At 70.6% G+C, this 12,851-nt stretch carries 10 protein-coding genes and 1 pseudogene; 6 read left to right on the forward strand and 5 right to left on the reverse strand.

Features of this window, described 5'->3' with window-relative positions; all coding sequences use genetic code 11:
• The first annotated feature begins 2 nt into the window (after window positions 1–2).
• Together AB0A95_RS27310 and AB0A95_RS27315 are read left to right on the forward strand one after the other, a co-directional pair.
• A complete protein-coding gene (locus AB0A95_RS27310; protein ID WP_357558596.1) occupies window positions 3–1,055 on the forward strand; it encodes a MupA/Atu3671 family FMN-dependent luciferase-like monooxygenase in 1,053 nt (350 codons plus the stop codon).
• A 5-nt stretch (window positions 1,056–1,060) separates the two neighbouring features.
• A pseudogene (locus tag AB0A95_RS27315) lies at window positions 1,061–1,444 on the forward strand (helix-turn-helix domain-containing protein); the annotation flags it as partial.
• Between the two features lie 623 nt (window positions 1,445–2,067).
• Here the strand turns inward: AB0A95_RS27315 and AB0A95_RS27320 are convergent.
• Together AB0A95_RS27320 and AB0A95_RS27325 are read right to left on the reverse strand one after the other, a co-directional pair.
• Window positions 2,068–3,021 (reverse strand): 3-oxoacyl-[acyl-carrier-protein] synthase III C-terminal domain-containing protein, encoded by a 954-nt coding sequence (locus AB0A95_RS27320; RefSeq protein ID WP_357558597.1) that lies wholly within the window; start codon window positions 3,019–3,021, stop codon window positions 2,068–2,070.
• 16 nt (window positions 3,022–3,037) lie between these two features.
• A complete protein-coding gene (locus AB0A95_RS27325) occupies window positions 3,038–3,892 on the reverse strand; it encodes an NAD(P)-dependent oxidoreductase (RefSeq protein WP_357558598.1) in 855 nt (284 codons plus the stop codon).
• 173 nt (window positions 3,893–4,065) lie between these two features.
• On the opposite strand from AB0A95_RS27325, the gene AB0A95_RS27330 reads away from it, so the two are divergent.
• On the forward strand, window positions 4,066–4,473 hold the full coding sequence (locus tag AB0A95_RS27330) for a RidA family protein (RefSeq protein ID WP_357558599.1): 408 nt from the start codon (window positions 4,066–4,068) through the stop codon (window positions 4,471–4,473).
• Window positions 4,474–4,488: 15 nt separating this feature from the next.
• A complete protein-coding gene (locus AB0A95_RS27335; RefSeq protein ID WP_357558600.1) occupies window positions 4,489–5,307 on the forward strand; it encodes a hypothetical protein in 819 nt (272 codons plus the stop codon).
• Between the two features lie 36 nt (window positions 5,308–5,343).
• Here the strand turns inward: AB0A95_RS27335 and AB0A95_RS27340 are convergent, their stop codons facing one another.
• Both AB0A95_RS27340 and AB0A95_RS27345 read right to left on the reverse strand, forming a co-directional pair.
• Window positions 5,344–6,294 (reverse strand): DUF5954 family protein, encoded by a 951-nt coding sequence (locus AB0A95_RS27340; RefSeq protein ID WP_357558601.1) that lies wholly within the window; start codon window positions 6,292–6,294, stop codon window positions 5,344–5,346.
• A 171-nt stretch (window positions 6,295–6,465) separates the two neighbouring features.
• Complete coding sequence (locus AB0A95_RS27345) at window positions 6,466–7,446, reverse strand: GNAT family N-acetyltransferase (RefSeq protein ID WP_357558602.1); 981 nt, start codon at window positions 7,444–7,446, stop codon at window positions 6,466–6,468.
• Between the two features lie 95 nt (window positions 7,447–7,541).
• Here AB0A95_RS27345 and AB0A95_RS27350 point away from each other — a divergent pair, with 95 nt between their 5' ends.
• Together AB0A95_RS27350 and AB0A95_RS27355 are read left to right on the forward strand one after the other, a co-directional pair.
• On the forward strand, window positions 7,542–9,419 hold the full coding sequence (locus AB0A95_RS27350; protein WP_357558603.1) for a S9 family peptidase: 1,878 nt from the start codon (window positions 7,542–7,544) through the stop codon (window positions 9,417–9,419).
• A 47-nt stretch (window positions 9,420–9,466) separates the two neighbouring features.
• Window positions 9,467–9,634 (forward strand): hypothetical protein, encoded by a 168-nt coding sequence (locus AB0A95_RS27355; RefSeq protein ID WP_357558604.1) that lies wholly within the window; start codon window positions 9,467–9,469, stop codon window positions 9,632–9,634.
• Window positions 9,635–9,713: 79 nt separating this feature from the next.
• On the opposite strand, the gene AB0A95_RS27360 is transcribed toward AB0A95_RS27355, so the two are convergent.
• A complete protein-coding gene (locus AB0A95_RS27360; protein WP_357558605.1) occupies window positions 9,714–12,575 on the reverse strand; it encodes a BTAD domain-containing putative transcriptional regulator in 2,862 nt (953 codons plus the stop codon).
• Window positions 12,576–12,851 lie beyond the last annotated feature (276 nt).

Below are 12,851 nucleotides of genomic sequence, written 5' to 3' on the forward strand. Positions count from 1 at the left end.
GGATGGACTTCAGCCTCTTCTACTTCGCCAACGACAGCCGCCTCGGGCAGAGCGACAGGTACCGCGTGCTGCTGGAGGGCGCGCGCTTCGCCGACGCCAACGACTTCGCCGCCGTCTGGACGCCGGAACGGCACTTCCACCCGTTCGGCGGCCTGTACCCGAACCCCTCTGTCACCAGCGCGGCTGTCGCCGCGGTGACCAGCCGGGTGGCGATCCGCGCGGGCAGCGTCGTCGCGCCGCTGCACCACCCGCTGCGCATCGCCGAGGAGTGGGCCATGGTGGACAACCTCTCCAACGGCCGGGTCGGCGTCTCCTTCGCCTCGGGCTGGCACGCGGCCGACTTCGTGCTCCGGCCGGAGACGTACGCCGACCGCCGCGCCCTCCTGGCGGAGTACGCCGAGCAGGTCCGGGCGCTGTGGCGGGGCGAGTCGATCACCGCCACCGACGGGGTCGGGGAGACCCGCGAGGTACGCGTGTTCCCGCCGCCGGTGCAGGCGGAGCTGCCGATCTGGCTGACCAGCGGCGGCGCGGTGGAGACCTTCCGCACCGCCGGTCAGCTCGGCGCGGGCCTGCTGACCCACCTGCTCGGCCAGGATCTCGACGAGCTGGCCGGGAAGATCGCCGTGTACCGGGAGGCTGTCGCGGCCCGGCCCGGCGACTGGCCCGGCCACGTGGCCCTCATGGTCCACACCCACCTCGGCGACGACGAGGACGAGACGCGGGATCTCGTACGCCCCGCGTTGAGTGACTACATCCGCAGTTCGCTGCACCTGATCCTCGGCTCCCGGCTGGACGGCAAACGCGGCATCGACCCGGCCCGCCTGCCCCCGGACGAGCTGGACTTCCTGGTCGAACGGTCGTTCCAGCGGTACTTCGACGAGGGGGGTCTGCTGGGCACCGTGGACAAGGCGTACGGGGTGGCGAGCCGGCTGCGCGAGATCGGGGTGGACGAGGTGGCCTGCCTGATCGACTTCGGGTTGCCGGACAAGACGGTGTTGGCCGGGCTGGACCAGCTCAACGAGCTCCGGTTGCGGTTCGCCACTGCCGCCGGCTGACCGACATGGCCGCACGGGGGCGACCGAAGGCCGAGCTGATCCTCTCCGCGCGCGAGCGCCGGACGCTGGAGGAGTGGGCGACACTGACGAGCGGGGGTCGCCTGGCCCTGCGCGCGCGGATCGTGCTGGCCAGCGCGGAGGGGCTGTCCAACAAGGATGTCGCCACGAAGGTGGAGGTGGGGCCGCACACGGCGGGCAAGTGGCGGGCCCGCTTCGTCGACAAGCGGCTCGCCGGTCTGCTCGACGGGCCGCGCCCAGGAGCCGGCCGGCGGATCTCCGCGGCGCAGATCGACGCGGTGGTGACCTGGACGCTCCAGGCGGCACCGCCGGCCGGGGCCGGGCTCTGGTCGACACGGGCCATGGCGACGGTGGCGGGGCTCAACCAGACCGCTGTCTCCCGGCTCTGGCGGGCGGCGGGCCTGCGTCCCCACCAGGTGGCCACCTGGCGGCTCTTCCAGGATCCATGCTTCGCGGAGGCGGTCCGTTCGGTGGCCGGGCTGCGGATCGCGGCTGGTGACCGGATTCTGGCGCTGGCGGCGGAACGAGGCCAGCCTGGGCCGGGCCCCGGCCGCCGCTCCTTTGCCACCCGGGCCGCCGGTAGCCCCCGGCACCAGCGCCTGCTCGACGTGATCCGCGCCATGCCCGTGACTCCGGCCTCCCTGACCCCCGGCGCGGCCCCCGAGGAGGTGCTCGACTTCTTCTGTGCACTCGACGCGCGGGTGCCGCTCGAATGGGACGTGCACGTCGCCTGCGTCGGGCAGACCGCCCGCGAACACCCGGCCGTCCGTGCCTGGCTGAGCGCCCACCCTCGGTTCCAGCTGCATCCGGTGCCGGCGGCGGAGAGCTGGCACCGGCTGCTGGAACGGTGGGCGGGGTGGCTCGAACGGCCCCGTGACCTGAACGGGTTGGCGACAGTGGTGGGCACCTGGTCCGGCGAGCCGGTCGTCTGGTTTCCGTCGTCTCCGGGGGAGGCGGCGTCAGGCCGTCAGCGCCGGTCGGGTGCGGAGCCGGCTCAGCTGCGGCGCAGCGCGGTCACGCCCCAGGTGAAGCCCATCCCGCTGCTCGCCACCAGCACCACGTCACCCGGCGAGAGCCGTCCCTCGTCCGTGAGCTGGCCGAGGGCGATGAACGGGTCCGAGCCGCCCATGTGCCCGTAGCGGTGGTAGTTGAACACCGACTGTCGCGCGGCCATGCCCAACGCATCGAGAACGCGTTCGTGCATGTTGCGGTCGCCCTGGTTGATGAGCAGGTAGCGCACGTCGCCCGGGGCCAGGTCCAGTGTCGACAGTGTGTCGTTGGTCAGCTCCACGAAGTTGCGCAGGTATGCGTCGCCAAGCCCTTTGCGGTGGCCCCGCCGACGCATCACGACGCGGTCGTCCTCGATGTCGCCGGAGTAGTAGTCGGCCCACTCCGGATCCGTGCGCATCTGCGAGTGCAGCAGTTCGAGAGGCCCGTCGCGGCCGACGAGGACGGCGGCGGGAGCGTCGCCGAAGTTGAACAGCGCCTTCGACTCGGGGTCGTGGTAGTCGACCAGTTGACTCAACCGGTCTCCGATGAGGACCAGGGCGTGCCTGGCTCGCCCGAGGCTGACCTTGTCGGCCGCGAGCTGCACGGCCGTCATCGCGGCGTTGCAGAAGTTGGACACCTCGAAGCAGTGTGCCCGTTCGATGCCCAGTTCGGCGGCGACCCGCGCCGCCGGTGACCAGAACGGTCGGTCCCACTCGCCGGAGCCGGCGTAGAGCACCAGGTCGACGTCGGCCGGCGGGACACCGCTGCGTTTGAGCACCGAGCCGGCGGCCTCCGCGGCGAGCTCCCAGGCGGTCTCGTACTCGCCCAGGACGGGGAAACGCTCGGCGTGGGTGATCTCCAGGATCTCGGCCAGGGCCAACCCGGAAGCCTGCTGCATGTCCCGTACGTCGGCGTGCCCGGAGGGCAGCCGCACCTCGAAGTCGACGATTGCCGCCACGCCACACTCCTCCCGCTCAACCCGCCTGACGGGTGGACCCCTCGGCGAGGGTCCTGATGATCGCGCTCACGTCCTCGTCAGCCAGACCGGCGTCGCGGCCCTCGGCCAGGGCCCGTTGTGCCGCAGCGATCACGCCGTCGGGGCGGGCACCGGCCTCCAGCGCCAGACGCAGGTCCTTCTCGGCGTGCCCCAACGCGAAGAGCGTCGGCTGGTGGGAGGCGGCCAGCCGGGGACGCATCACCCCGGTGATCGGAGCCAGCGTGGTGCGGCCGAGCGCGTCGAAGGCGGTCTCCCGGGCGATGCCCAGCCGGGCGGCCAGGCCCAGTGCCTCGCCGAGGAGCACTGCCGAGTTGATGGTGGCGACGTTGACCACGAGCTTGACGGCGGCCCCGTCGCCCAGGGCGCCAACGTGCTCCACTGCGCCCAGCTCGGACAGCACCGGTGCGCAGCGGGCCACGTCCTCCGCCGACCCGCCGGCGAAGATGTGCAACGCGCCGCTCTGCGCCTGGGGGACACTGCCCAGCACCGGCGCGTCGACGAGCGTCACCTCCGCGGGCAGCCGCTTGCGCAGCTCGGCCACCGTGTCCGGCCCGATGGTGGACATCTCGACCAGGGCGGTGCCCGGGTCGAGGGTGAGCCCGTCGAGGAGACCGAGCACCGCGCCGGGGTCGCTGAGCATCGTGATCACGAGCTGCCGGCCGACGACCGCCTCCTGGGCGCTGGCGGCACTGTGGGCGCCAGCGGCGACGGCCTCCTCCGCCCGGTCGGCGGTCCGGTTCCAGACGGCGAGGTCGTGACCCGCGCGGGCCAGCCGGATCGCCATGGGCAGGCCCATCCGGCCGAGCCCGAGGAATGCGATTCGGAGCTGCATTGAGGAAGTGTAACCGTCGATCTGACGATGGGACAACGCGGCAATTACCACAACTACTTGTGACTCACCGATTCAAGCAGGGGAATGGCGTTCACCACTGATTGTGGTAACGTCCCCGGCGTCCGTAGGTTGACGAAGGTGTTTCTCCGGATCCCGGTGCGAGGTAGCAGACAATGCAGATGAGACTGGTGAACCCGAGCGGAGCGCCCGCCCCGGCGGGGCCCTACTCCCAGGTCGCCGAGGTGCGTCTCGGCGACACCACGCTGCTCGTCCTCTCCGGTCAGGTCGCCCTCGACGACGACAACCGCGAGATCATCGGGCCGGGCGACATGACGGCGCAGGCCGAGCGGACCCTGGAGATCATCGGTCAGCTGCTCGCCGCGCACGGCGCGACCTTCGCCGATGTGATCAACATCCGGACCTACCTCACCGACATGGCCCACCGCGCCGAGTACGCGGCGGTGCGCGGGAAGTACTTCACCGGTGATCTTCCGACCAGCACGACGGTCGAGGTGTCGAAGCTGTTCCGCGACGACGCGCTGATCGAGATCGAGGTCACCGCCGTCGTCGGCGCCAACTGAGCGGTGGAGCTTCGAATGCGCGTGGATCGCACCGTCAGCCCGGAGTTCCAGCGCGCCGTCGCCGGCATTCGGGTTCCGGAGATGGGCACCGACGTGGTGGCCCCGCTGCTGGTCAACCTGGTCCACCTGCTGCGGCCGACCCGGGTGATCGAGGTGGGCATGGGTTACACCACCCCCTTCCTCGTCGCGGCGCTCGCCGACGTGCGCGATCAGGTCGCCGCCGAGGCCCGCGGGCTCGCGGCGAAGACCGGGCGGCACCTCGCCGGTGGTCTGCACGACGAGTGGCTCAACGAGGAACCGGCGCTGGCCGCGCCGGCCTTCCACCTGCGCCCGTACGATCCCCGCCTGGTCGCCGTCGACGATCTGTCAAACCCGTTCTCCTCCGCCAGTCGGGTGCTCGAGGTGCTTCGGGAGATGTCCGTCGACGAATTGGTCACCGTGGTCAACTCCGACGTTCGGGAGTGCGCTGACAAACTGCCGGCCGACTTCGACGTCATCGACCTCGCCTGGGTCGACGCCTGGGAGTGCCTCTATTTCTTCGAGCACTTCTGGGAGCGCATCAACCCCGACGGCGGCGTGTTGTTGATGCATTACCTCATGACCTATCCGGAGGGTGAGGCAATTCTGCGCTACCTGCGTCGGTTTCAGCAGTCGAATCCAGGAGAACTGGAGATGGTCAATCTGCTGGAATCGCACAAGCTGACGCAGAACAGCGTCACGATGCTCCGTCGCACGAGCGGGGTCAACCGCCTCGACTACGGCACCTCCGGCGGCACCGTGAAATATTCGGCGGCGTTGCGAGAGGCCGCCGAGGAACAGGCCCGGCTCTTCTGACCTGCCTCGGGCGCGTGAGCTGCCGAAGGGCCGACTTCAGCGTTGGCGGTCGGCGCCCGGTGGCTGGTCCGGGTCGGGATCCGATGGGCGGGGCATTTCGGGGCCGCCGGAGCCCATGCGGAGCAGGGTCTCGATGCGGGTGACCCGGAATTGGCGCCCGAGCACCGTGACGTTGTCGACGGGGTTGATGTCGAGGGCGTCTGCGGCCTGTTGGTAGGCGGTCGTCTGGTCGTCGGTCAGCCTCAGCAGGCGCGGTTCGATGTGGCGCAGACCGAACGCGATCTCGTCGCGGGCCAACTGCGGTGTGGCCACCGCGCGACTGTAGGGCCGCCACGACCCGCCGACGGATTCGGCGGCGGCGTAGCGGGTCGGCAGGATGACCCCGACCGGATGGGAGGTGACGGCGGCGACGCTGTCGGCGTACGCGTCGGCGGGCGCCTGGGCGCGGGGGTAGTGCGCGGTCGTCAGCTCCACCCGCAGCATCGCCTCGCTCAGGCCGGTCGCCGCGTCCGGGTCGATGACGATCTCTGGGGCGAGGAAGCTGTCGTTGTCCTCGGCGTCGCGGGGGTCGCGGTCGGTGGGTCGGGGCGGTTCCGGCCCGTCCGGGCCGAACCGCGCGAACGTGTCCACCCGCACGATGCGGTGCACACGGCCGGCGACCACCACCTCGTCTACCTTCTCCAGCTCCAGGACGGCGAGCACTGTGGTCAACTCCGCAGCCAACGAGGGGTCGGTGGTCTCGTCGAGCTGCTCCATGAGGTGGTGCGCGAGGTCGTCCCGCGCGGCCTGCGGCGTGTCCGAGACGACCGCGTAGACCTGCCACCGCCCACCATCTGCCTGCACGGCGTGGCCGAACAGTGGGGCGCCGATGCGGATCTTCGGGTAGGCCGCCGCTCGTCGTGCCGCGTCGTCCTCCGTGACCGCGCCGACTGGGTCGGTGGGCTGCTGCACCCGAAGGACTACCGGCGGCTGCACTCCGTCACTCACGCCATCAATTGTGTGACGGCTGACGGCCTGTGTCACGGCGGCGCGCCTTCACCGCGCGGCCTGGCTTGAATCAGGCTCGCGGAGTTCTCCCGCGCCCGGTCACCGAGGACCAGCACCGGGACGCGGAGGATACGCGAGGACGTCTGCGTCAGGGCTGACCGAGGGTCGCCGTCACTCGGCTGTCGGACCGTCGAGCTGGCGCATCAGCACCGCGTACCCGCGTCCCGATTCGGTGAAGCCGAGCCGCTGGTAGAGCGCAAGCGCCGGCTGGTTGGTGTCGCTCACCTGGAGTCGCAGTCGGCGGAAGCCCGCCGACCGTGCCCGGTGCAGGGCGCGCACGATCATCGCGGTAGCCAGGCCGCGGCGGCGCCAGGAAGGCCGGGTGCCGAGGCAGTGCAGTATCGCCGTCGGTTCGTCCGCGTCGTCGTCGGCCAACGCGAACAGGAAGGCCGCGACCGGGTTCTCGTCTCGGCTCACCTCGGCGAGCAGCAGGCAGGAGAGGTCGGGCAGCAACCGCGGGTGTGCGGTGGCGTGTTGCGGCCAGGTGCGCTGGTCCGGCCGGAGGGCCGACGGGCTCTGGGCGTAGGCCTCGTTGTGGGCCAGCCGCGCGAGCTCCTGGTGGCGCTCGCCGACGGGTGCCAGCGCCAGGCCGGGCGGCAACGCCACGGCGGGTGGCAGCTCCGACACCGCCAGGACGAGGTCTCGTTCGTGCCGGACCAGCGTGAAGCCGTTCTCGGTCAGCAGCCGGCACCCGGCCGTGTCGGTCTCGGCGCACCGGGTGCCGAGCACGGCCGCCTGTGCCGCTCCTCCGGCCCGCCGCAACCGCTCGGCCCGGTCGGTGAGCCACCGGTACAGCTCCGCGCGGGCGTCACCCGCCAGCTCGGGATGCGCCACACCGGTCAACCGGATCCGGAGTACGCCGTCCGCCACTCCCATGTCCGCGACTTCCGCGTACGCGGCGACGGCCCCGTCGTCGTCCAGGCCGACACGGCTGTGCCGAGCGAGGTCCGGACCCAGCCCCGCCAGGCGTGTGCGGACGTCCTCGGCGCGTTGCTCCAGGCCGACCGGCGCGATCGCCTCGGCGTGCCGGAAGAGAGCGGCCAGCGGCACGGCATCCTCTGGTGTGGCAGGGATCCAGGTGAGGACCTTCATCGATGGGAATCCTATCCGTGCCGCGCTCGGGACAGGGATCGGCCGCCGTATATCGGTCCAGTAACTCGGGACATCGAGTGCCTAGGATCTCCTACATGCCCGGATACCGCGACTTTCAGTCAGGCCTGAGATTCCTGCCGACGCTGGTCATCGCCCCCGACGGCAGCCAGATCGCGTACGTTGACGACCGGAACGGCCAGTTCAACCTGGTCACCCAATCACTGTCGGATGGCCGCACCCGTCGGTTGACCGCCAGCACCGACTCGACAGTCCGCCGGGCTGCCTGGCACCCCAGCGGCGAGTGGCTGTTGTTCCTGGCCGATGACAACGGTAACGAGAACACGCAGCTGCACCGGATTGCCGCCGAGGGCGGGACCCCGGTGCGACTGACCGACACACCGGACGTGCAGTTCTCCGCGGCCGAGGGCGATCCGTTCTCCCCCGACGGCAGGTTCGTCGCCTACTGCGGCAACGATCGGACACCCGCCGATCAGGACGTGCTGATTCTCGACCTGTCGTCCGGCGAGGTGCGCCGGGTGTACGACGGCGGTGGGCGGACGTACCCCGGCTACTGGTCTCCCGACGGGACCAGGCTCACCGTCGCCGAGTGGAGGACCACCAACAGCGACCACCTCGTGTACGTCGCGTCCCTGGACGACGCCGAGCCGCGTTCGCTGACGTCGCCGGACGGCGTGGCGACGTACTGGTTGGGCCCGTGGCTGCCGGACGGCAGCGCTTTCCTGGTCCTGTCGAACGCCGATCGGGAGTTCACCGGTCTGGCGGCGATGGACGCGGACACCGGCGCCCTCACCTGGCTGGACACCCCGGACTGGGATGTGCAGGAGGTCGCCCTCTCCGCTGACGGACGGGTGCTGGTGTGGAACGTGAATGTCGACGGCTTCTGCCAACTGCGCGGTCGTGACCTCGGCACCGGTGCCGACCTCCGCGTGCCGGAGCTGCCCGCCGGGGCGGCGACCGGCCTCACCGTCTCCGCTGACGGGCGCTTCGTCGTGCTGCGGTTCTCCACGGCGACCCAGCCGTGGAACATTCTCCTGATCGACCTCGAGACCGGAGAGCTCCGGTGGCTCAGCGACGCCCGGCCGGTCGCGGCGGATCCTGGCACCTTCGTCGAGCCGGCGTTGGTCCGCTATCCGGCAGGCGACGGCCGTCGGATTCCCGGCTACCTCTACCGTCCCGAGCACGGTGAGCCCGCCGGAGTCCTGATCTCGGTGCACGGTGGCCCGGCCTGGCAGGAGTTGCCGGTCTACATGTACGACGGCTTCTACCAGTACCTGCTCGCGCACGGGATCGGCGTCTTCGCCCCGAACATCCGCGGCTCTCTCGGATATGGCCGCGCGTACTCGGACCTGGTGAATCGTGACTGGGGCGGCGGAGACCTGACCGACCTCGCCGACGCTGTCGCCTTCCTGCGCACCCAGGAGTGGGTCGATCCGGCCCGGATCGGGGTCATGGGCGCCTCGTACGGCGGGTTCGCCGTGCTGTCCTGCCTCAGCCGGCTGCCGGAGGTGAACTGGGCGGCCGGCGTGGACCTGTACGGACCGAGCAACCTCGTCACGCTGGCGAAGGCGTCGCCTCCGACGTGGCGTTCACTCGTGGCGGCGGTGATCGGCGACCCGGAGGCGGATGCGGACCGCCTGATGGCCCGCTCACCAGTGACCCACGCGGACCAGATCCGGGCCCCGTTGCTCGTCATCCAGGGGGCCAACGATCCCCGGGTGCCCCAGCGGGAGAGCGATCAGATCGTGCAGCGGCTGCGGTCGCGTGGAGTGGATGTGCGGTACGAGATCTTCGAGGACGAGGGGCACGGCCTACTCCGCCGGGAGAATCAGGCCAAGGCATTCGCGGACGCGGGCGAGTTTCTGGTCAAGCATCTCGGCACCGGACGCGGGAATGGACGGTCGACGGTCGCCCCGGGAGGTGCGACCGTCGACCGACCGGGTCATCGGGCGTGACCCGTACCCACTCGGAGAGGCCCGCTGGCGCATCGAGGGCCGTCGTCGTGCGTGAGACTTCTCAGTTCTCCGGCGCGCACCAGTCGCAGCCCGTCACCAGGCCGGCGGCGGACGTTGTTCTCGCCGACGGTGTCGAGGTCGTCTGGGAGGCGGTGACGGGCAGAGCGACGGCTAGAGCAGCTACCACGGCAGCGATGTGCTTCCTCAACAACTGACCTCCAGTGCCGATGTTCCGATGGACGACAGGATCCTAACGTCGGGGTCCTCCGCCGTGTGGGCATTTATCCTTGACGATCAACAATCATCGCCGAAGAGGTCGCGGACGGTTCGACGCACAAACGATTCCACGATCGTGGGTGTTGGTTGTCGGACCAGCCGCAGTGCCTCGTCGAGCGTCGCCCGCGCCTGCGGGATCCGGCCCGCCCGGTGCTGGCAGATGCCGAGTCCGCGCAGCGCCTGGGCCTGCCCGTGCCGGTCTCCCAGCACGGCGGTGATCGTCAGGACGTGGTCGAACAGCGGGGCCGCCTGATCGTGTCGGCCCGCCGCCAGGAGGCGCATACCCTGCCAGAACAGCGCTTGCCCGCGTCCCATCGGCGGGGAGCCGATCGTGTCGTACAACGCGATTGACTCATCGAGGTGCGCCTTGGCGCCCTCCTGGTCGCCAAGATCCAGGTGGGCCTGCCCCATGCCCCGCAGGACGAAGGCGGCACCGCCGACGTCGGTGTCCCGCAGGACGGTCAGCGCCGACGAGTACCGTCGCAGCGCGGCGCCCGGCTGACCCCGGAAACGCGACACCATGGCGAGGTACGCATCCACGACCGCAACACCGTACGGGTCATCCATCTTGTCGAAGATTCGCCTGGCTCGCTGGAAGTGTTCATCGGCCCTGTCGAATTCCTGGCGGTCGACTGTCACCATCCCCAGTCGGTAGGAAATCGCCGCCTGTCCCCGGATGTCGTTCGTCGCCAGTGCGCTCTCCCAGGCGACATCGAGGACGTGCTGCCAGTCGTCGTACTGCCGGCGCATCGGAAACAGCGGGGACGCGGCGCAGGCGAGATCCCAGGCCGTTTCGCCAAGCCCGTCCCGAGCCGCACGTTTGACGAGCGACACGATGGTGGGGCGTTCCACGTCGAACCATCCGAGCAGGTCGGTCGCCGACGACCCGACGAGAAGCTCGTCGACCTCCCATCGTGGAGTCCCACCCCGCATGGTGAGGGTGCGGCCGCCGTACAGCGCGTGCAGGAGCCGCTCGATGATGCTCAGGGCGGCACCGAAGGCCCGGCCACGTGCCGCGCCCAGCTCCCCGGGACTGGCTTCCGACAACGCCCGTTCCCTGCCGAAGAGGCGCACGAGGTCGTGCAGGCGGTAGCGCGGCTGACCGGCCGGGTAGTGGCCGGAGAAGTCCAGCAGTTGGGCGTCGATGAGCTGCTCCAGCAACTCCTGTGCCCGATCGGCGGTCGTGTCGAGCAGCGCGGCGGCGAGCCAGTCGCTGACCTCGGCGATCTCGATGTCGCCGAGTCGGCGCAGCAGCGTGCGCGCCGCCGGGCTCAGCACCTGGTAGCTGAGTGCGAGGCTGGCACGGACGTCGAGGTGACCGTGCGAGAGCCGGTCCAGTCGGCGGCGCTCGTCGTCGAGCAACTGCACGAGCCGGTCGACGGTCCAGTGCGGTTTCGCGGCCAGTTTCGCGCCGACGATCCGGATCGCCAGCGGCAGGTACGCACAGCGGCTGAGCAGGGCGGTTGCGGACGCCTCGTCGAGCACCGCGCCCGGGCCGGCGATCCGGGACAGCAGGAGCGCCGCATCCGTCGCGTCCATCACCGCGAGCGCCACGGTCTGTGCGCCGAGGATGGCACCCAGCCGGGCACGGCTGGTGACCAGGACTCCGCACGACGTGCCGCCGGGGATGAGGGCCGACAACTGGTCGTCAGCGGCCGCATTGTCCAACAGGACCAACAGCCGCCGATCGGCGAGCAGGTCCCGATAGAGGTCCGTCCGCTCGTCCAGCGTCGCGGGCAGGTGCAGCCCGTCGACGCCGAGGGCGCGAAGGAACCGACCCAGCACCTCGTACGGGGTCAGGCCCCGGTCGCTGTCCGCACCGCGCAGGTTGACGTAGAGCTGTCCGTCCGGAAAGGAGCCGGCCAGCCGGTGCGCGACGTGGATGGAGAACGCGGTCTTGCCGACACCGGCAGGCCCCGAGACCACAGCGATCCGGGCGCCGGTGCCCGGACGGAGCAGGATCTTCTCGATCCTGGCCAGCTCCGGCTGCCGCCCGGAGAAGTCGGCGATGTCGGCGGGCAGGTGCCGCGGCGTGCTGAGTTGGAACCCGGCTGGAGAGCCGCGTTGCTGCCCGTCCGGAGGGTGCGGCGGCTGGGTGGAGACCACCGCCGTCCCGCTGCCGTCGGTGTCCGGCTGATCGGCGACGCCCCGCAGCACGGCGAGGTGGATCGCCTGTAGCTCGGCGGACGGGTCGGTGCCCAACTCGTCCCGCAACCACCGCCGCCACCTGTCGAACGACGTCAGCGCCTCAGGGCCCCGTCCCGACCGGGTGAGGGCTCGCATCATCTGGCCGGCCAGCCGCTCCCGGGTCGGGTGCCGGCCGGCCAACTCGACGACCTCGTCGACGATGTCCCGGTGGTTGCCGAGCCGGAGCTCGACGTCGAAGAGGTCCTCGGTCGCGGTCAGGCGCAACGCGTCCAGGCCCCGGGTCAGGTCCGCCTGCCCCTCGTCCGGCAGCCACCCGCCGAGGACCGGCCCGCGCCAGAGGGCCAGCGCCGACCGGAGAATCGACCGTGCCTCGTCGTCGGAGCCCCGCGTCCGCTGATCGCTGACCAGGGCTTTGAATAGCTGGGCGTCGACCTGCTCGGGTGACACCCGCAGGAGGTAACCACCGCCCGTGGTTTCCAACAGCACGGCCGGATCGGGTTGCTCGGCCAGGTCGAGGATCGCGCGGACCTCGGACAGCCGGGTCTGGAGCACCGCCCGTGCCCGCCTGGGCGGTCGCTCACCCCAGAGGAGGTCGACCAGCCGGTCGCCGGTGACCAGTTGGTTCGCCTCCAGCGCGAGGATGCCCAGGAGCACCCGTTGCTGACGCCGAGCGAACTGGAGCGAAACGCCGCGGTTCCACACCTCGACCGGGCCCAGGACCCGAAGCTCCACCACGACCTTCCCGGTGCCCACGGCTGTCGAACTGACGTGTTTCGGTGATGGGAAGAATACGGGAAGGATTCGGCATGGGCGGTCCGTGATTCTTCTACCAACCGATACGGGGGCGGTTGGTCGGCACGAAACGCACCGAGTGGTGACGCCGACCAGCCGACCGGTTGCTGGATGACGGGGGCGTGCGAAACGCGGGTTGTGGGGAAACGCCAGGGCGGCGAGGACGCGCCGGTGCGGGTCATCGGACGGGGGCGGCCGAGCTGGTGACGATGCTGC

Source organism: Micromonospora sp. NPDC049230, from assembly GCF_040647875.1.
Lineage (GTDB): Bacteria > Actinomycetota > Actinomycetes > Mycobacteriales > Micromonosporaceae > Micromonospora.

Bases quoted from the DNA above. Each gene is read 5' to 3' on its own strand.
- AB0A95_RS27310 (WP_357558596.1), top strand. From the start codon at position 3: ATGGACTTCAGCCTCTTCTACTTCGCCAACGACAGCCGCCTCGGGCAG.
- AB0A95_RS27325 (WP_357558598.1), bottom strand. From the start codon at position 3,892: ATGCAGCTCCGAATCGCATTCCTCGGGCTCGGCCGGATGGGCCTGCCC.
- AB0A95_RS27330 (WP_357558599.1), top strand. From the start codon at position 4,066: ATGCAGATGAGACTGGTGAACCCGAGCGGAGCGCCCGCCCCGGCGGGG.
- AB0A95_RS27335 (WP_357558600.1), top strand. From the start codon at position 4,489: ATGCGCGTGGATCGCACCGTCAGCCCGGAGTTCCAGCGCGCCGTCGCC.
- AB0A95_RS27345 (WP_357558602.1), bottom strand. From the start codon at position 7,446: ATGAAGGTCCTCACCTGGATCCCTGCCACACCAGAGGATGCCGTGCCG.
- AB0A95_RS27350 (WP_357558603.1), top strand. From the start codon at position 7,542: ATGCCCGGATACCGCGACTTTCAGTCAGGCCTGAGATTCCTGCCGACG.